Below are 18104 nucleotides of genomic sequence, written 5' to 3'. Positions count from 1 at the left end.
CATACGGCCGCACGCGGCATGCGCCCGGATTGACGATACACGGACCATCCACTCCCCCTTGAACATTGAACGATCGGACCGGCAGGCCACGGCGCGATGGCGCGGCGGCGTCTTGCACGGGCCCGGCGCGCCGTTACGCCACCTGCTGCATCGCATCCGCCGCCTCGTGCCGCATGCGCGTACGGGCCGTCGACGGCGTCGTCTCCGGGCGAACGAAGTTCTGCACGCGTGCCAGCCGGCGAACATCGAACGCGCGCGATTGCGGATCGAAATGCCCTGGCAGATTGGCCACCAGCGACGAAGCCTGCGCGGTACGCCCACGCTCGATCAGGTGATCGGCGAGATCCAGCATGCCGCGCAGCGCCCACATGGCTGCCCCTTGCCCGTTCGCGGTATGGATCCCCATCAGCAGATGACGGTGCCCGTCGGCTTCGCAGGCGATCGCGAGGTCCGCATCGGCCGTGCGGGCCTGTTCGAGCATCGCGAGCCCCCGGGCGCGCAACAGTTCGGGCACGAACAGATGCTCGCCGTGCGCGCGGCAGCGCGCGAGCGTCGCGTCGAGCTTCGTGCATGCCTCGGCCGCGCGGCCGGTGCGCGTCAGTCCTTCCGCGTACGCGACGGTCAGCGGTGCGAGCACGCGCCGGAATCCGCTCGTTTCGATGCGCCGCAGCGCAGGCTCGAGCCGCGCGAGACCGGCACCGGGGTGCCCGGTCTGCATGTCGAACTGCCCGGCCAGACATTCCGCGTGACTGAGCCAGATGTCGAATCCGTTCGCCTCGGCGGTCGATCGCAGCGTGCCGAGATAGTCGGAAATCACGTCGTGATCGCCATAGTGCAATGCAATCGGCACGGCCGCGGCGCCGAGCACGACGCACAACGCCAGCCCCGCCCCGGCGCGGCGCGCGCATTCGACCGCCTGCGCCGCCAGTCGCATCGCATATTCCGGATCGCCCTGCATCCACACGAGCCGCGTCAGCATCGTCCGGCCGAGCGTCGCGACGTCTATCCCCAGCGCTGCCTCCGCGCACGACGGTTCGCCGACCTCGGCCAGCTCGTCCGTCGCCGCCTCCAGCCGCTCGCGCGCCTGCGCGTGCTCGCCGAAGTAATGCAGCGAGGTCGCGACCATCGCGTTCGCCAGCAGCCGCTGCGACCGGTCGCCCCGCCGCTCGGCGGCGCGCTCGAAGCGCGTCGCGTAGCGCAACGATTCGTGGATGTCGGAGCGCGTCAGCATCGTGTTCCACAGCCCGACCAGCGCACGCGCGTCGAATGCCTCGTCGCCGATCCGGCCCGCGAGCGCGAGCGTCCGGTCCCACATCGCGGCGGCCGTATGCGTATCGCCATCGGTATGCAGCAGCGCCGCCGCATAGGCCGCGCGCAAGCGCATCTCGCGCGTCGCGTCGACGGACGCGGCCCCCCCGGCCTCGATCGCGTCGAGCGCTCGCCGCGCCGGTATCGAACATTCGCGCATCCGCGCCGGCGCCAGCAACGCGAGCGCCAACGCGTCCGCCTCCAGCTCCAGCGCCTGCGGCTCGGCCGCCACAGGTTCGCGCGGTGCCGGCGCACCGGCGGCCGGACGCAGGCTCGCGACGTCCGCGGCTTGTGCCTGCGTCTGCATCCGTGCTTCCGCCTGCTCGCGCTCGTAGCGCGCATGACGCTCGGCGATGGCGTCGAATTCGCCCTCGTTGTGCAGCTTTTCGAGCGCATACGCGCGCGTCGATTCCGTCAACCGGTAGCGCGCCTGCGCGCCGTCGAACTCGACGGTCACCAGCGACTTCGCGACCAGTTCGCCGAGCACCGCGATCATCTCGGCGGCCGACATGCCGGGCTCCATCGCAACCTCGCGGGCGGCATCGAACGTAAACGGGCCGATGAAGCACGCCATCCGGCGAAACAGCGACCGCGTGGCCGCATCCAGCAGCACATAGCTCCAGTCGAACGTCGCCCGCAACGTCTGGTGGCGCGGCAGCGCCGAGCGCAGCCCGCCCGTCAGCAGGTTCAGCCTGTCGTCGAGACGGGACGCGACGATCTCGAGCCCGAGCGTCGCGACGCGCGCGGCAGCCAGCTCGATGGCAAGCGGCAGCCCGTCGAGACGCCGGCAGATATCGCCGATCAGCCGGATGCCGGCCGGATCGACCGCGCAATCGGGCGTGGCGGCACGGATCCGCGCCAGGAACAGCTCGACGGCCGAATAGCGCTCGATCTCGTCGACGGATGCACCGCCGTCCGGCACCGCCAGCGGACTCACGCGAAACACGGCTTCGACCGAGATATGAAGCGGTTCGCGACTCGTCACGAGCACACGCAGCGATGTGGCGCGCGACGTCAGCGTATCGACGAGGTCGGCAACCAGATCGACGACGTGCTCCGCGTTGTCGAGCACAAGCAGGCCTGGCGACGCGGCGAACGCATCGCCGATCCGGTCGATGCCCGGCAAGCCGTCCGTCTCGAGTCCCAGTTCCGCGGCAATCGCGAGCAGCACGTCGTCGCGCGTCGCGGCACTCGCCAGCGCCACGAACAGGACGCGCTCGCCGGACCGGCTGCGCAATTCGTGCGCGACCCGGTCGGCCAGGCTCGTCTTGCCGATGCCGCCCGCACCGACCAGCGTGACGACCGGTGCGCGTTCGATCATGGCGACGATCTGCTCGATCTCGGCCTGACGTCCGACCAGCGGAACCGGACGGGCAGCGACGACGGCGTCCTGCGGCAACGCGGTCGCGCGCGGCGGCACCTCGTGTGCGACGGCGGGATTCGCGATCAGCAGGTAACCGCGGCCCGGCACCGTCTTGATCAGGTCGCGGTTCGCGCCCAGCGCCTTGCGCAACGTCGCGACATGGACCTGCAGCCGGTTCTCCTCGACGATCAGGCCCGGCCAGACGGCATCCATGATGTCGTCCTTCGACACGACGGAACCGTTGGCGCGATGCAGTACTTCCAGTATGTCAAGCGCGCGTGCGCCGATACGCAACGACGCGCCGTGGCAGCGAATGTCTCGCTGCTCGAAATCCACCGACAACGTCCCGATCTGGATCATGGCCGCCTCCAGGTTCCCCACGATGACCGCCATGTGAACACGGCAGTTCACCGGGGCGGGAGTGCGCGCCCGGCCAGCCCTGCAGGCCGGGCGCGATATCTCAAAAAGTGGGCCGAGTGTAAACGCCGTATAAATAAAAATCTTGAAGGAAAATGCACTGGCGACCTCCGCATGGGCACGCCCCCGAACCCGCGTCGCGCAAATACAAATGGGGCAACATCGACCGGAATAGCGCCTTCGCGCGCCTGCCGGGCCGGCGCGGCACGGATCGGTTCGCGGCAAGCATTTCGTCAGCCAGCGGACATTTATTCAAGTTATCTTGGGGGCTGCCGGACGCACCGTATAAACTGCGCGTAAAAATGCCCTCGCGCCGTACCCAACCGAAGGATTGTTCCGCCATGCAAGTCCCCCTCGTCGCGCCACCCGCGGCGCCGCCGAAAGACACGCTCGGATGTCTGTCGAGCCTGCTGTCCAAGGATATTGAAAGGTCGGTCGGCGGCCTGAAGCTCCATCGCAAATGCATGCGCGACGAGCAATTCGAGCGCATCGAGATGGCGGCCAGCGATCGCGGTTTCCTGATCGGCGTGTCGCTCAATGGCGGGCACCGGCGCACGATCTACGGCGGGGCCGGCAAATCCGAGCGGCGGTTTCAGCACAACTCGATCTACATTCGCGACTTTTCCCGGAATTTCCGCGCCGACCTGTACGGCAAGTTCGACTTCGTGCTCGTCGAGCTGTCGCACAGCTACCTCGACCGCCTCGGCCGCGAGCACGACGGCACGGAAATCGGCGGGCTGACCTGCGCGCCCGACGTGCAGGACGCGGTGCTGGGCCATCTCGCGCACGCCGTCGCCGAGAGCCTCGACGCGCCCGGCGCGCTGAATACGCTGTTCGTCGAGCAGATGGGCCTCGCGATCGGCACGCATCTGGCATGCCGCTACGGCAATACGCGCGCGCGCGACCTGCAGCGCAAGGGCGTACTGTCGCCGGCCAAAGCCGCGCTCGCCAAGGAGCTGCTGATGGAAAAGGCGGATCTCGGCGTGTCGATCGAGGAGGTCGCGAGCGAATGCGACCTGTCGCGCGGCTATTTCATCCGTGCGTTCTCGCGAACGACGGGACGCACGCCGCATCAATGGCTGCTCGAACAGCGCGTGATCCGCGCCCGGCAACTGATCGAGACGACCGACATGACGCTCGCGGAAATCGCGGTCGCCTGCGGCTTCTCGGACCAGAGCCACCTGAACCGCGTGTTCGCGCGGATCGTCGGCCATCCGCCCGGCGCATGGCGGCGCGAACTGTCGCGCTGATTCCGTCACGCGCGGCCACTGCTGCCGCGCGCCTTCGCGTCATCGAAGCGGTGTCGTGTCGTAGTTGACCGGCACCCAGTCGTACTGCTCCCCGTCCCTGCGCAAATGCCCGAGCCCGGGAAACGCGATGTGCGCGGCACCGACCAGATACCGCTTGTCCGCGACGCGCTTCAGCGTATCGCGCCGGGTGCGGCGCGCCGTGTCGGCATCGCTGTCGTACTGGACGGTCGCGTCCGGATCCTGCAACTGGATCGCCGCGACGTGCACGATGTCGCCCCACGCGAGCAGCCCGGCGTTGCCGCTCTCGATCAGATAGGCCGTATGGCCCGGCGTATGACCAGGCATCGGCACCGCGCGAATGCCGGGGGCGAGCGTCGCTTCGCCGCGAAACGTCTTGAAGCGCCCGGCCGCGACGTACGGCGCGACCGACGCGGCCGCCGCATCGAAAAACGACGCGAGGAACGCCGGCGCCTGTGCCTTGTTGTCCGGATCGAGCCAATAATTCGCCTCGACCTCGTTCACGCGGACGACCGCATTCGGAAAGGTCATCCTGCCGTTCGACACGATGCCGCCGACGTGATCCTTGTGCAGGTGCGTGAGCAACACTTCGTCGATCTGCTCGGGCGCATAGCCTGCCGCACGCAAGTTGGCGAGCAGCTTGCCGCAGCAGTCGCCGTACAGCACGCCGGCGCCGGTATCGACGAGAATCCGCTTCGTGCCCGTATCGACCAGGAACGCATTGATCGACCCTTGTACCGGCGGTTCGAGAAACGCGCGATCGAGATCGCGCCGGATTTCGGCCTTCGACACATCGCGGAAGACCGTATCGATCGGAAATGGATGCGTGCCGTCAGACAGCGCGACGATCTGCAGATCGCCGAGCTTCTGCCGATAGAAGCCGGGGGCCTGGTCGCCGCCGCCCGGCTCTGCGGCGAACGCGACCGATGCGAGGATGCCGAAGCACCACGCGACGAGCAGCATGCCGCCCGCGCGCGTGCGCCAATTCAGGTTCTTCATGTCCGTTTCCCGGTTGCATATCGACGTTGCGACATTGCGCGCCGGCTTGCCGGCCCGGCCGGCGACGTGCGCACGACACCGAGCTTACCGGCCCGGTTCGCAATAATCCTGAGCGGGACATGAATCGTTCTGAAAGCCGTGCCTCGGCGGCACTGGCCCGGATTCAGGCGATCTGGTCGAGCGCGCGCTGCGCGTCAATCAATGCATCGCGAAAGACGGCAGCCGGCTGCGCGCCACTGACGACCGACAGGCCGATGCGCGTCGACGGCACCGAAGCGACGCCTTCACGCACCGCCTCCGCTTCGAGCGCGACCACCGCGTCGAGCCCTTCGCCGGACGCGAGGAACGCACGCACCGTGTCGTCCGGCAAACCGGCGCCCGTCGCAATCTCGACCAGCACGTCCGCGTCGCCGATATCGCGGCCGTCGCGGAAATACGCGGCGAACAGCGCATCGACGAGCGCGACGGCGCTGCCGCGTTGCTGGGCGAACCAGACGAGCCGGTGTGCAAGCCGCGTGTTCGGCGTGCGCGCGATCCGCGCATGATCGAACACGAGGCCCGCCGCGCGGCCGGCTTCGGCCACGTGCGCGTCGAGTGCCTGCGAGCGCGCCCAGCTGCCGAACTTCGCGCTCCGGTACGCCTTGCGGTCGATGCCGCCGGCCGGCATCGTCGGGTTCAGTTCGAACGGCACGAACCGGACGCTCACGTTGCCGGCCAGGCCTGCTTCGTCGATCGCTTCCGCGAGCCTGTGCTCCGCGATCCAGCACCACGGGCAGATGAGATCGTAGGTCACCGTTACTTCGAGGGGTTTCATCGCACGCTCCTTCCTGTACATTGCCAGTCCTGAAGATAGCGCTTGCGGGCCGGCGATAGAATGCGAACGGCACGCAACGCATCGTTGCGATACGCACAAAGGCACGAAGTTACAAGGGCGACGACATGGACAAGTTCTCCGCGCTGCGCGCGTTCGTGGAAGTAGCGGAAGCCGGCGGCTTCTCGAGCGCGGGACGACGTCTCGAACTCGCGGCCTCGTCGGTGGTGCGCGCGGTGGATGCGCTCGAGGCGTCGCTCGGCACCGTGCTGCTGAACCGCACGACGCGACAGGTCACGCTGTCCGATGCCGGCTCCGTGTACTACGCACGCGCGAAGCGGCTGCTCGAGGAACTCGCGGAAGCCGACGCACTGGTCGCCGATCGCGGCGACGAGCCGTCCGGGCCGCTGCGCGTGTCGGTGCCGGTCGCGTACGGCATGCGCCGCATCGCGCCGCACGTCGCGGCCTTCCTCGCGCGCTATCCGAAGCTCGATCTCGACCTGCAGCTCACCGACGAACGCGTCGATCTCGTCACCGGCCGGATCGACGTCGCGATCCGGCTCGGCGAAGCGGCCCCGTCCGCGGAGGTCGTCGCGCGACAGCTCGGCACGTTCCAGCGCTATGTCGTCGCGAGCCACGACTACCTCGATGCACACGGCACGCCATCGGCGCCGGGCGAGCTGGTCGATCACGGCTGCCTGCGCTTTCATTTCGGCGGCGACCAGCAGGCGTGGACGTTTGCGGATGCGCACGGCACGACGAAAGTGCTCGTCACCGGGCGCCTGAAATCGAACCACAGCGAAGTGTTGCGCGATGCCGTGCTCGACGGCGCCGGCATCGCACTGCTGCCCGACTGGCTGGTCGATGCCGACGTCCAGTCGGGCCGCTTGCGCAGGCTCTTCGAACAGTACGACGTCATGCCCGATGCGGCGCGCTCGGTCGTCACCGCGCTGTACCTGCCGAATCAGCGCGGCTCGAAGCGCGTCACGGCGTTCATCGATTTCGTCGAGACGCTCGCCGGCGCGCAGCACTGAGCCGCGCGGCACGTCGCGTCACCAGCCGAACTTCGCCTCCACGCCGACATAGTCGGCATTGCGCGCGCCCAACGCGCGAATCGAATCGGCGAGCTGGAAGTGCACCGCCTCGACCGCCAGCGCCGTGTTCGCATTGACGAGCCAGTCCACGCGGGCCTGCGCGTACATGCCCGTCCACGCGCCGCCCTTGCCGGCCGTGCCGGGCACGGCCTGCATCCCTTGCCCGTAGATCGCGTCGGCCGTCGTCTCGCGCCACTGGAAACCGACCGCGGTCAGCACCGTCACGTTGCCGGCCGGCTTGAACGTCAGCGACGGCTTCACGTGAATCAGGTTGGTGTAGCCCGTATAGCCGGCGAGCGTGAAGTAAGAGCCGTTCGGGAACAGCGGGTTGAAGGTGCCCATGCGTCCGTCGCCGGGATGCTTGTCGCCCGACGCGCCGTCGACCTGGATGCCGATGCGCGGCGTGCCCGGCGTCTTCGCGAACGTGTAGCCGCCCAGCGCGCCGAACGCCCACGCACCGATCGTGTCCTGCCCGATGTGCCCGGTCTGCAGCATCGCCTCGGCGTCCCAGTCGAACCCGGAAGACTTGCCCGCGTAGCGCATGTCGAACACGTCGCGCCGCTCGGTGCCGGCCCCGCCCAGATAGCGCGCGTTGTCGCGCGTATAGCGCGACCAGTAGCCCGACAGGTCACCGGGTCCCACATCGTTGCGCTCGACGCGCACGCCGTCGAATCTGAGGTGCCGGTTCGACACGTCGTCGAATACCGCGTCGTTGCGATACTGCACAGGACGCGTCACATAGCCGATCAGCCGCCACTTGCCGATTTCGTAATCGGCCCACAGCGCATCGAACGCCTGGCGCACGTTCGGGCCGTCGCGCACCGACACGAACCGTTGCAAGTCGAACGCCATCTCCTGCCGGCCGATGCGCGCCTTGAACGTGCCGCCGCCCAACTGGTCGACATACGCGACGAACGCCTGCTCGATGTCGAGCTGATCCTTGTCGACCGGGCCGACCGTATCCTTGCCGAACGGCCGCGCATCGACGAACTGGACGAACGCCTGGAAATGTCCGGCATAGCGCAGATCCGCGTGCACCGTCGCGCGCTGGATCACGTAGTTGTCGTCGTGGGCGGCGCCGAGCCCGAACAGCGGCGCGTTGTTCAGCTCGAAGCGCTCGCGCAGGTTCGCGCCGAGCGACAGGTAGGTCGACGGGTCGGCGCCGAGCGGGATGTACTTCAGCCCGTCGAGCGGCTTGCGCGGCACGCATGGATTCGCGAGCACCGACCAGTCTTCCTGCCATCGGTTGAACAGCACCACAGGACGCGTCGCGGTGCACGTCGCGGCGGCGGTCGATGCCGGCGCCGCGGTTTCCTCGGCGCCAGCGGCCGTCCCGGCGTGCGTCGCGACGCCGCCCACCAGTATGGCGGCCGGCAACGCGCCACGCCACGCCCGCTTCATCGACCGCCTCATCGACTGCCGGTCCATCATTTCGACCGCGCGTGAATCTCGGCGACATAGCCGCCCGGGAACTGCACGAGCGCCGCATCGCGCCCGTCCGACGTGAAGGTCGGTACCAGAACGGTCACGCCAGCGGCCTTGGCCTTCTCCAGCGTGGCGGCAAGGTCCGCCACTTCGTAGCCGGTCATCTCGCGCCCGAACGGATAAGGCAGATGGCCGTCGGTGGCGAGCACGGTCATCTTGCCGAAGCCCGACTCGATGCGGATGCGGCGGTACGTGTCGTTCGGCCGGCCGATCTCGATGCCCGGCGCCTTGCGCACGTCGGACACGACCTTGCCGCGCGAGAACGCGACGAAGTCGTGCACCAGCTTGCTCGCGCTTTCCGGCGACACGTACACGCGATTTTCCGGCACGGTCTGCAGCGGATCGTAGTGCGGCGCCTGGGTGTGCCAGTACAGCTGCATGTTCACGCCGCCCGGCCAGCGAATGATCGCGTCGCGGCCGATCGGATCGGGGAACGTGTCGACGACCACGTCCGCGCCATGCGCGCGCGCCGACTTCATCGCGACGTCCATATCGGTGACGAGGTAGCCGGTGCGCTCCTCGCAGAACGGGTATGGGATCGGCGTCTTGAAGCCGAACACCGAGATCGTGCCGGACGGCGTGAACACGAGCTGCGACATCGTCTGGCTCGGCGTCGGCGTGACCTGGAATACGCCCTGCTGCGACTTCTTGCCGCCGAACGTGGCGACGAAGCTGTCGGTGAAGCGGTCGAAGTCTTCCGGCGCGACGCACACGTGCGTCGTGTCGTATTGCGGGCCGACCGAGACGGCCGGCACCTTCGCGGACGAGGTCTCGAGCAGACGCGTCTCGTCCGCATGGGCCGGCGCGGTCGCCAGCAATGCGCCGAGCACGGCCGTCGATGCGGCCGTCATCCGCAATAGCTGTCGCAACTTCAGTGCAATCATCGAAATTCTCCTTGAAAGTGGTAAGCGCTGCCGTGCGTCGCGCGCGGATTCAGCGTGATGCCGGACCGTCGTCGGGCCGGCCGGATCGGTAGGCGAGGAAGCACAAGGTCGCGAGCGGCAGCGCCAGCGCCCAGAAGGCGGCGAATACGTACGCCGCGGCCCCCGCGCCCGCACCGAGCGCGAAGGCCGCGACCGGCGGCAGCGTGCGCCGCAGTCGCGCGCGCGCGGCGTCGCGTTCGGCCGGCGCGGCAAGCGGCACGAGCCAGTCGAACGCATCGATCACCGCCTGCGTGACGTTGCCCGTCATCACCGTGTTGGCGACGACCGAGCGGGCCGTCAGCCGGCCGTGCGCGTTCTGGACACCCATTGCCGCGGCGCCGAGCAGACCGCACAGGATCGTGCGCGGCGCATCGGCGTCGGCGATCGGCGACGCCATCACGCCGGCCAGCATGAACCCGGCCAGCAGCACGGCCTGAAGCGCATAGAGCGAACGCGCGCGCGGGCCGTGGCCCAGCGAACGCATCCGGTGATCGAGCACGCGCGCGCCGACGATACCGGCGATGAAGGCCGGAAACGCGAGCCATTTGATCGCGAGCCCTTGCCCGACGCCGGCCAGCCCCGAGCCGATCAGGATGAAGTTGCCGGTGACGTGCGCGGTAAACAGGCCGAACAGCGCGACGAAGCCGAGCGTGTCGACGTAGCCGGCGATCGACGCAAGAAAGACGTCCTCGCCACGCACGTGATCGGGTGCCGCGGCCGCGGTTACCGGCTGCGTCGGCATGCCCCGGCCTCCTGGATGGCGAAGGTTGCGCCGGCGCACGCGATGCCTGCGTCCGGCGAGATCAGATCACGCATGTTCCGCTCCGGTTGTGCCGAACGGCCCGGCGATGCCGACTGGCGTCCGGTCCAAACGGCTGTTCGGAAGCAAGACTAGTTAAGGCGCGTCTTAATGTCATGGCGATGGGCCTGAATTTTCCTGAATTGGCTGCCCGGACGCCCGGACGGACGGCGCGGTCGACGCGACGCGAGGCACGCGCGCAACGGTTCGCGCATCGCGTCGGCAGGCACGCCCGGAGCGGCTCTCGCGGTCCGATCGTGTTATTTTTCGATCGATAGCTTAAGAGCGCACGCGATCAGGAGCCGATGCATGACCGAAAGAAAACGCAGCACGCCAGCCCGCGAGCGCGGGACGGATGCCGACGGCAACGCCGTCACGCCGGGCCGGCGCCTCGCGCCGGAAGCGCGCGAGCGGCAAATCGTCGAGAAGGCGATCGAGCACTTCGCGACGCACGGCTTTTCCGGCAGCACGCGCGAGCTGGCGCGGCAGATCGGCGTCACCCAGCCGCTGCTGTACCGGTACTTTCCGAGCAAGGAAGCGCTGATCGATCGCGTGTACGACGAGGTCTACACGTGGAACCCGGACTGGGAAAAAATGATCGCGGATCGCACGGTCCCGCTGCAGGAGCGGCTGGTCGCGTTCTACCGCGCGTACGCGCAAACCATCCTGCGGCGCGAATGGATCCGCACCTTCATCTTCGCGGGGCTCAGCCGCGAGGGCTTCAACACGCGCTATCTGTCGCGGCTGCGCGAACGCGTGTTCCTGCCGGTGCTGCGCGAACTGCGCCACGAATACGACATCGCCACGCCGGCGACGGAGGCCCAGCGCAACGCGGAAATCGAGCTCGTCTGGAGCCTGCACGCGAGCATCTTCTATTTCGGCGTTCGCAAGTGGGTGTACGGGTTGCCAGTGCCCGACGATCTCGACACCGAAATCGAACGGCTGGTCGACGCGTTTCTCCACGGCACGCCCGCGACGCTCAAGCAGCTCGCGTCCGGCGCGGCCGCTCGGCGACGCCGCCGCGTGTAGCGCGGCCCCGCGCGCCGCCCGACAAATTCAGAACAATTCATCCGGTGTGCCGGTCGCTTCGCCTATCCTCGAAAGGCATTTGCGCCCGCGTCCGGGCGCCTGCGGGCCGAACCGCACTGGGACCGTCACATGACCACCGACACGTCTTCGATCACGCATCACGCCGTCACCGCGAACGATCGGCGCCCGCACTACATCGACGCCGGCAGCGGGCCGGCCGCCGGCTACGACAAGCGCAGCACGGCGCGCGAAGAACAGCCGGAGCGCGTGAACGCGTTGCCGGTCGATTTCCTGAAGCATTGGGAATGGATGATTCGCCGCGCGCGACGAATCATCGCGGGAGCGGAATCATGAGCGACGTTGCGGGCCCCTCGGCGATCGTCATCGGCGGATCGGTGGGCGGGCTGTTCACGGCGACCGCGCTGCGCGCGGCCGGATGGCGCGTCAAGGTATTCGAACAGTCGCCCAACGACCTCGACAGCCGCGGCGGCGGCATCGTGCTGCAGCCGCCGATCGAGCGCGCGTTCGCATTCGGCGGCGTGCCGGTGCCGCGCGATGCGGGCGTCGATTCGGTCGACCGGATCTATCTCGACGAGCACGACCGGATCGTGCAGCGCCTTTACATGCCGCAAACGCAGACCGCGTGGAACGTGATCTACACCGCGCTGAAGCGCGCGCTGCCCGCCGGCGTCGTGCACGCTGGCGTATCGTTCGAGCGGTTCGAACAGGACGGCGCGCGCGTGATCGCGCATTTCGCGGACGGGCGCGTCGAGCATGCCGACCTGCTGGTCGGCGCGGACGGCGGCCGCTCGGCCGTGCGCGCCCAGCTGCTGCCCGACGCGCGGCCCGCGTATGCGGGCTACGTCGCATGGCGCGGGCTCGTCGACGAGCACACGCTTCCCGACACGGTGCTGCAGGTGCTGCGCGATCGATTCACGTTCCAGCAAGGCAACGCGCATCTGTTCCTGACCTACCTCGTGCCCGGCCGCGACGGTGCGATCGAGCCGGGCAAGCGGCGCGTGAACTGGGTCTGGTACCGGCGGCTCGAGCAGGATCGCGTGCCGTCGCTGTTTCTCGCGCAGGACGGCACGCAGCGCGACGGCTCGCTGCCGCCCGGCGCAATGCGCGACGACAACCGGCTCGAACTCGTGGACACCGGCCGCCGGTTGCTCGCGCCAACGCTCGCCGCGCTCGTCGAGGCGACCCAGGCGCCGTTCGCGCAGGCGATCCTCGATCTCGCGGTCGAGCGCATGGCGTTCGGCCGCGCGGTGCTGCTCGGCGACGCGGCCTGCCTCGTGCGACCGCATACGGCCGCCGGTGTCGCGAAGGCGGCGGAGAACGCGGTTGGTCTCGCCGAAGCGCTGCGCGGCGGCAGGCACGCAAGCACATTCGACGCCGCGCTGTCGGGCTGGGAGGCCGCCCAGCTCGCGAACAACGCTTCGCTGTCCGAACTCGGCATCTCGCTCGGCACGCGGATCATGGGACGGGCGTGACCGGCGGCAGGCCGGTGTCGAGATGCCGCGTGCCATGTTCGGCCGCGCGAGCTTCGAGCAGACGCAGCCGACTCGTGCGGATCGCCGGCCAGGCGCGGACCCGGCAGGTTCGCGCACCCGCTTACTGCTCCCGGGGCGCGCCGCGCGAAACGCCGCCAGCGAACCGGTTTCGCCACTGCCCGCCGGCGAACGCAGCGACGATCAGCGACAGGTAGCCGGTGACGAGAAGATGCCGCCAGCTGTCGAGCGCGGCGCGATGGGCAACCAGCGTCGCGTCGGGGGCCGCGACGGCGAGACTGCCCGGCACCACCGCCCGCGTCATCTGCACGAATCCGGCCGCCGACAGCACGGGCAATAGTACGAGCACCCCCAGCAGCACAAACCTCGCGCGACGGAAAAACGCACGCCGGCGCGAGCAGCGCGATCTGCAGGCCCTGCGTGCCGCGCGTCAGCAGCGCCACGACGACCCGTGCGTAGTTCGGTTCGAAGCCGTAGAACGACGTTGCGACGCGTGTGCCGACGACGTGGCGGATCAACAGCAGCGGCAGGCCGAGTCCCGCCCAAAGACGCAGCCATTCGGCCGGCGGCAGCGCCCAGTGCCGGCGGCCGTAGACGGTGCGGAGCGCCAGCGCGAAATGCAGGCCGGCCGCGCCGTACAGCAGGATCGTTCCGGGCAGGCTTTGCCAGACACCGATCGCCAGCTGCAGGCCGCGCTCGGCAATGTCGACCGACCAGATGCCGAGCGCATGATTGACCATGTGAACGGAAATATAGATCCATAACATGATGCCGGAGCCGAGTTGCAGCCTCCGCGCTATCTTGTGCAGCCCGTCATGCGCGGACGCCGGCTTCCCGGCATCGTGCGCGTGCTGCGCGGGATACGGTGCGCGGTCGTGCGACGGCGGGCGCATGTCGACGTGTTCCCGGAAGGATGGCGACGCCGAGGCCTCGTCTGCGTTCGCGGGAACCTCGCGAACGCGCCGCGCTCCGCGCAGGATGTCACGGGTTTGCGTGGGCTTGTCGTTCATCGAAACCTCCCCGTCGAAACGTGCGCTGAGTGATGCTGCCTGATCGGCATACCACCGAGCGGTCCCGTTTATTCCGGCGACGCGCGACATCCGGCGCATGAAGCGCATCGCGCGGCCTCGGGAATAGGCGCCGGGCTCGCCCGGTATACCGGGTGTGAGCACGACGGATGCCGATCGCGATGCATAGGCCCCCGCCACAACGACGCCAGCGAAATCAAGGAGGCCCATCATGTCCAACGTCCTGTCCCACTGGATCCTGATCGGCTGCGACGCATACGACGAGTACGTGTTCGTGCCGTGGCTCAATAAAACCGTGTATCAGCGCACAGTGACCTTGCAACGCGTTTGCCTCCTATGACGGCGAACCCTCCGGCAGTTTCAACCGACCGGGACCTGACTGCGCCACACCGCCGCCGGACTCATCCCGCCTGATTGCTGCCGCAGCGAACACCGGGAAGCAGTCGCATACTCGATGCATGGCCGTAGTTGGAGACGCCTCTTGCTCATGGTCACGGCTGAACTCGGCGCAGCCGACTATCGAGTCCTGGCCGGCCGTCGCTTGGCCGGACACCATCCCGTCGACGCGGCCGCCTCCTCCGGCAAACATCACAATTCATTTAACTTTCCGTGAGGACTTCGACACCGGCCGCTGACTACGATGGGCGCATGTTTTCAGGACCTGCTTCCAGGAGCCCATCATGCCCACCCGCAGACATCTGCTGCTGTTCGCCGGCGCCACCGGCCTCGCCACGCTCGCGGCGCTGTCGTCGGCCGGCCGCCGCACATTGGTCAGCCGCGCGTTCGCCACGTCGACGGCTGCGCCGAAGATGGCCGCGCCATACGAGGTGACCCTCAGCGACGCCGAATGGCATCGCCGGCTCACGCCCGCCCAGTACGCGATCCTGCGCGACGCCGGCACCGAGCGGCCATACAGCAGCCCGCTGAACGACGAGCACCGCCCCGGCACGTTCGCGTGCGCGGGCTGCGGCCTCGCGCTGTTCTCGTCGGCCACCAAGTTCGACAGCCACACGGGCTGGCCGAGCTTCTGGAAGCCGCTCGACCACGCGGTCGCGACCGACGCCGACACGTCGTTCGGGATGGTCCGCACCGAGGTGCACTGCCGCCGCTGCGGCGGCCATCTCGGCCACGTGTTCGACGACGGCCCGCCGCCCACCCACCTGCGCTACTGCATGAACGGGCTCGCGCTCGCCTTCCACCCGGCCACCGCCTGATCCGGCCCCATCCCCGACCGACTGGAGAACGCACCATGCTGCTCATCGTCCTTGCCTATCTCGGCGGCGTGCTCACGATCCTGAGCCCGTGCATCCTGCCCGTGCTGCCGTTCGTGTTCGCGCGCGCCGACCAGCCGTTCGTGCGCACCGGCCTGCCGCTGCTGGCCGGCATGGCGCTCACGTTCGCCGTCGTCGCGACGCTTGCCGCCGTCGGCGGGGGCTGGGTCGCGCAGGCCAACCAGGCCGGCCGGTGGGTTGCCATCGTGCTGCTCGCGGTATTCGGCCTGACGCTGCTGATGCCGCGCCTCGCCGAACACCTGACGCGCCCGCTCGTAGCCGCAGGCAACCGCCTCACCGGCCTCGCGCAGCGCGACGGCCGCCCGGCCGGCCCGCTGTCGTCGCTGCTGCTCGGCGTCGCCACCGGCCTGCTGTGGGCGCCGTGCGCCGGCCCGATCCTCGGGCTCGTGCTGACCGGCGCCGCGCTGCGCGGCGCGAGCGTCGGCACGACGCTGCTGCTCGTTGCGTATGCGGCCGGCGCAGCGACGTCGCTCGGCGTCGCGCTCGTGATCGGCGGCAAGGTGTTCGCCGCGATGAAGCGCTCGCTCGGCGCGGGCGAATGGATCAAGCGCGGGATCGGCGCCGCGCTGCTGGCCGGCGTCGGCGCGATCGCGCTCGGCCTCGATACGGGTGCGCTCGCGCAGTTGTCGACCGTCACGACGGGCGGCCTCGAGACGAAGCTCGTCGACCGGCTCGGCGGGCGCTCGAACGGCGCGCCGGCGGCGATCGCCGCGACAGGTTCGCCGGCAGACGGCTCGGCAGACCGCACCTCGAACGGTTCAGGCGGCGCGATGATGGCCGCGACGGCCGATGCCGTGCAGTCCAGCGGCGCGATGATGCGCGCGGCGGAGATCACGCCCGCGCCGCAAGCGCCGGCCGCGCTGCCCGTCGAAGGCACGCTGCCGTCGCTCGACGGCGCCGTGCAGTGGCTGAATTCGCCGCCGCTGACCGCGGCCGGCCTGCGCGGCAAGGTCGTGCTCGTCGACTTCTGGACCTACTCGTGCATCAACTGCCTGCGCACGCTGCCGTACACCACGGCCTGGGCACGCAAGTACGCGCCGTACGGTCTCGTCGTGATCGGCGTGCACGCACCGGAGTTCGCGTTCGAGCGCGACATCGGCAACGTGAAAAAGGCCGTCCACGACCTCGGCATCGACTTCCCGGTCGCGATCGACAACCACTACACGATCTGGCGCGCGTTCAGCAACGAATACTGGCCCGCGCACTACTTCGTCGACGCACAGGGACGCGTGCGCCGCCACCACTTCGGCGAAGGCGAATACGCGCAGTCGGAACGCGCGATCCAGTCGCTGCTCGCCGAGGCCGGTCACCCGGAAGCGCTGAACGTGCCGCTCGGGCTCGCCGGCGCTCCCGCGAAAGGCGCGCTCGCGGCGGCCGACAGCGCCGACGTCCGCTCGCCCGAAACCTATGTCGGCTATGCGCGCGCGGACGACTTCACGTCGCCGGGCGGCGTGGTGCGCGACGCGGCACACCGCTACGACGCGCCCGCCCACCCCGACCTGAACGACTGGGGCCTCGCCGGCACCTGGCAGGTCGGCGCCGAGCGCGCGTCGCTCGCCGCGCCGTCCGGCAGGATCGTCTACCGCTTCCATGCGCGCGACCTGCACCTCGTGCTCGGCCCGGGTGCGAACGGCAAGCCGGTGCGCTTTCGCGTGACGCTCGACGGCGCGGCGCCCGGTGCCGCACACGGCACCGACGTCGACGCGCAGGGCTACGGCACGGTCACCGGGCAGCGCCTGTACCAACTCGTCCGTCAGCCGGGCGCCATCGCCGACCGCACGTTCGCGATCGAGTTTCTCGATCCGGGTGTCGATGCGTACGCATTCACGTTCGGTTGAACGCATGCCAGGCCGACACCCGACCGCCGTCTTCCCCAACGCATTCCGAAGGAGCCCACCATGAACCCGACACCCACCCGCGCTTCCACGCCGCGACGGCGCGCAGCGATGCTGCGCCGCATCGGCACCCTCGCCGTCGCGGCCGCCGCCGTGTTCGGCTACCAGCGCATCGTCAACTCTGCCGAGCCGATGCGCACCGTGCCCGCGCCGACACTCGACGAAACACCCGGCGCATCGCACGACGAGACGGCCGTGCTCGCGGGCGGCTGTTTCTGGGGCGTGCAGGGCGTGTTCGAGCATGTGAAGGGCGTGAAGCAGGTCACGGCCGGTTATGCGGGCGGCGCGTCCGAAACCGCGCACTATGCACTCGTCGGGTCCGGGCTGACGGGGCACGCGGAATCGGTGCGCATCGTCTACGACCCGACGCAGATCACCTACGGCCGGCTGCTGCAGGTATTCTTCTCGGTCGCCCACGATCCGACCGAACTCAACCGGCAAGGCCCAGACGAAGGGTCGCAATACCGGTCGGCAATCTTCCCGACCACCGGGCAGCAACGCGCGGTCGCGACCGCGTACATCGCGCAGCTCGGCACCGCGCACGTGTTTCCGGCGCCGGTCGTCACGCGTATCGAGGACTACAAGGGGTTCTACCCGGCCGAGGCCTATCACCAGAACTACCTCGAACTGCATCCCGATGCGCCATACATCGCGTTCAACGACCTGCCGAAGGTCGCCGGCCTGAAACACTACTTCCCGGCGCTGTACCGCGCCGACCCGGTGCTGTGGCGCGATGCCCGCTCGTGACCGGCCACCGGCCGCAGCCGGGCGGCCGCGCATGCCGCGCGCGCCGCCCGCGCCCCGGTTGCGCCGCATCAAACAAACCGCGCCCGCCGTGCCGGTGCAAACCCGCATCGCGTCCGACATGCGGTGCAACTTCGC

At 69.0% G+C, this 18104-nt stretch carries 16 protein-coding genes; 9 read left to right on the top strand and 7 right to left on the bottom strand.

Annotated elements, in window-relative coordinates:
- Window positions 1-133 precede the first annotated feature (133 nt).
- Complete coding sequence (locus WS66_RS33320; protein ID WP_059606322.1) at window positions 134-3031, bottom strand: ATP-binding protein; 2898 nt, start codon at window positions 3029-3031, stop codon at window positions 134-136.
- A gap of 398 nt (window positions 3032-3429) precedes the next feature.
- On the opposite strand from WS66_RS33320, the gene WS66_RS33310 reads away from it, so the two are divergent.
- Entirely contained in the window at window positions 3430-4338 is a 909-nt protein-coding gene (locus WS66_RS33310; protein WP_059606077.1) for a helix-turn-helix domain-containing protein, read from the top strand.
- A 39-nt stretch (window positions 4339-4377) separates the two neighbouring features.
- Here WS66_RS33310 and WS66_RS33305 read toward each other — a convergent pair whose 3' ends face one another.
- Window positions 4378-5319: an MBL fold metallo-hydrolase gene (locus WS66_RS33305; RefSeq protein WP_108064800.1), complete on the bottom strand. Its 942-nt coding sequence runs from the start codon at window positions 5317-5319 to the stop codon at window positions 4378-4380.
- Between the two features lie 199 nt (window positions 5320-5518).
- Window positions 5519-6169 (bottom strand): DsbA family oxidoreductase, encoded by a 651-nt coding sequence (locus WS66_RS33300; protein ID WP_059606319.1) that lies wholly within the window; start codon window positions 6167-6169, stop codon window positions 5519-5521.
- 125 nt (window positions 6170-6294) lie between these two features.
- Here WS66_RS33300 and WS66_RS33295 point away from each other — a divergent pair, with 125 nt between their 5' ends.
- Window positions 6295-7200, top strand: a complete 906-nt coding sequence (locus tag WS66_RS33295) for a LysR family transcriptional regulator (protein WP_059606070.1) — start codon at window positions 6295-6297, stop codon at window positions 7198-7200.
- An 18-nt stretch (window positions 7201-7218) separates the two neighbouring features.
- On the opposite strand, the gene WS66_RS33290 is transcribed toward WS66_RS33295, so the two are convergent.
- Genes WS66_RS33290 through WS66_RS33280 form a run of 3 tightly spaced genes read right to left on the bottom strand, consistent with a single transcriptional unit; the run spans window position 7219 to window position 10410 of the window.
- A complete protein-coding gene (locus WS66_RS33290) occupies window positions 7219-8661 on the bottom strand; it encodes an alginate export family protein (RefSeq protein WP_059606315.1) in 1443 nt (480 codons plus the stop codon).
- Window positions 8662-8687: 26 nt separating this feature from the next.
- Window positions 8688-9629: a hypothetical protein gene (locus tag WS66_RS33285; protein ID WP_059606067.1), complete on the bottom strand. Its 942-nt coding sequence runs from the start codon at window positions 9627-9629 to the stop codon at window positions 8688-8690.
- Window positions 9630-9678: 49 nt separating this feature from the next.
- On the bottom strand, window positions 9679-10410 hold the full coding sequence (locus WS66_RS33280) for a YoaK family protein (protein ID WP_059606064.1): 732 nt from the start codon (window positions 10408-10410) through the stop codon (window positions 9679-9681).
- Window positions 10411-10776: 366 nt separating this feature from the next.
- On the opposite strand from WS66_RS33280, the gene WS66_RS33275 reads away from it, so the two are divergent.
- From WS66_RS33275 to WS66_RS33265, 3 genes are all read left to right on the top strand, one after another.
- Window positions 10777-11496 (top strand): TetR/AcrR family transcriptional regulator, encoded by a 720-nt coding sequence (locus WS66_RS33275; RefSeq protein WP_059606062.1) that lies wholly within the window; start codon window positions 10777-10779, stop codon window positions 11494-11496.
- 129 nt (window positions 11497-11625) lie between these two features.
- Window positions 11626-11850, top strand: a complete 225-nt coding sequence (locus WS66_RS33270) for a hypothetical protein (protein WP_059606057.1) — start codon at window positions 11626-11628, stop codon at window positions 11848-11850.
- Complete coding sequence (locus tag WS66_RS33265; RefSeq protein WP_059606054.1) at window positions 11847-12989, top strand: FAD binding domain-containing protein; 1143 nt, start codon at window positions 11847-11849, stop codon at window positions 12987-12989. Before WS66_RS33270 ends, WS66_RS33265 begins: the two co-directional genes overlap by 4 nt.
- Window positions 12990-13110: 121 nt before the next feature.
- On the opposite strand, the gene WS66_RS34800 is transcribed toward WS66_RS33265, so the two are convergent.
- Entirely contained in the window at window positions 13111-13368 is a 258-nt protein-coding gene (locus WS66_RS34800; protein ID WP_335672064.1) for a hypothetical protein, read from the bottom strand.
- An 878-nt stretch (window positions 13369-14246) separates the two neighbouring features.
- Here WS66_RS34800 and WS66_RS34715 point away from each other — a divergent pair.
- The 4 genes from WS66_RS34715 to msrA all read left to right on the top strand — a co-directional run bounded on the left by WS66_RS34715 (window position 14247) and on the right by msrA (window position 17969).
- Complete coding sequence (locus WS66_RS34715; protein ID WP_257792088.1) at window positions 14247-14375, top strand: hypothetical protein; 129 nt, start codon at window positions 14247-14249, stop codon at window positions 14373-14375.
- A gap of 340 nt (window positions 14376-14715) precedes the next feature.
- On the top strand, window positions 14716-15249 hold the full coding sequence (gene msrB, locus WS66_RS33255) for a peptide-methionine (R)-S-oxide reductase MsrB (protein WP_059606051.1): 534 nt from the start codon (window positions 14716-14718) through the stop codon (window positions 15247-15249).
- Between the two features lie 35 nt (window positions 15250-15284).
- Window positions 15285-17165, top strand: coding sequence for a cytochrome c biogenesis protein DipZ (locus WS66_RS33250; RefSeq protein WP_059606049.1), 1881 nt, complete (start codon window positions 15285-15287; stop codon window positions 17163-17165).
- Between the two features lie 60 nt (window positions 17166-17225).
- Entirely contained in the window at window positions 17226-17969 is a 744-nt protein-coding gene (msrA, locus tag WS66_RS33245) for a peptide-methionine (S)-S-oxide reductase MsrA (protein WP_059606046.1), read from the top strand.
- The last annotated feature ends 135 nt before the right edge of the window (window positions 17970-18104 follow it).

It is taken from the genome of Burkholderia sp. LA-2-3-30-S1-D2 (assembly GCF_001523915.2).
GTDB classification, from domain to species: Bacteria; Pseudomonadota; Gammaproteobacteria; order Burkholderiales; family Burkholderiaceae; genus Burkholderia; species Burkholderia diffusa.
This window is presented reverse-complemented; position numbering and strand designations above follow the sequence as displayed.

What these genes read in the sequence shown, in the direction of transcription:
- WS66_RS33320 (WP_059606322.1), bottom strand. Translation starts at nt 3,031, where the DNA reads ATGATCCAGATCGGGACGTTGTCGGTGGATTTCGAGCAGCGAGACATT.
- WS66_RS33310 (WP_059606077.1), top strand. Translation starts at nt 3,430, where the DNA reads ATGCAAGTCCCCCTCGTCGCGCCACCCGCGGCGCCGCCGAAAGACACG.
- WS66_RS33305 (WP_108064800.1), bottom strand. Translation starts at nt 5,319, where the DNA reads ATGCTGCTCGTCGCGTGGTGCTTCGGCATCCTCGCATCGGTCGCGTTC.
- WS66_RS33300 (WP_059606319.1), bottom strand. Translation starts at nt 6,169, where the DNA reads ATGAAACCCCTCGAAGTAACGGTGACCTACGATCTCATCTGCCCGTGG.
- WS66_RS33295 (WP_059606070.1), top strand. Translation starts at nt 6,295, where the DNA reads ATGGACAAGTTCTCCGCGCTGCGCGCGTTCGTGGAAGTAGCGGAAGCC.
- WS66_RS33290 (WP_059606315.1), bottom strand. Translation starts at nt 8,661, where the DNA reads ATGAAGCGGGCGTGGCGTGGCGCGTTGCCGGCCGCCATACTGGTGGGC.
- WS66_RS33285 (WP_059606067.1), bottom strand. Translation starts at nt 9,629, where the DNA reads ATGATTGCACTGAAGTTGCGACAGCTATTGCGGATGACGGCCGCATCG.
- WS66_RS33280 (WP_059606064.1), bottom strand. Translation starts at nt 10,410, where the DNA reads ATGCCGACGCAGCCGGTAACCGCGGCCGCGGCACCCGATCACGTGCGT.
- WS66_RS33275 (WP_059606062.1), top strand. Translation starts at nt 10,777, where the DNA reads ATGACCGAAAGAAAACGCAGCACGCCAGCCCGCGAGCGCGGGACGGAT.
- WS66_RS33270 (WP_059606057.1), top strand. Translation starts at nt 11,626, where the DNA reads ATGACCACCGACACGTCTTCGATCACGCATCACGCCGTCACCGCGAAC.
- WS66_RS33265 (WP_059606054.1), top strand. Translation starts at nt 11,847, where the DNA reads ATGAGCGACGTTGCGGGCCCCTCGGCGATCGTCATCGGCGGATCGGTG.
- WS66_RS34715 (WP_257792088.1), top strand. Translation starts at nt 14,247, where the DNA reads ATGTCCAACGTCCTGTCCCACTGGATCCTGATCGGCTGCGACGCATAC.
- msrB (WP_059606051.1), top strand. Translation starts at nt 14,716, where the DNA reads ATGCCCACCCGCAGACATCTGCTGCTGTTCGCCGGCGCCACCGGCCTC.
- WS66_RS33250 (WP_059606049.1), top strand. Translation starts at nt 15,285, where the DNA reads ATGCTGCTCATCGTCCTTGCCTATCTCGGCGGCGTGCTCACGATCCTG.
- msrA (WP_059606046.1), top strand. Translation starts at nt 17,226, where the DNA reads ATGAACCCGACACCCACCCGCGCTTCCACGCCGCGACGGCGCGCAGCG.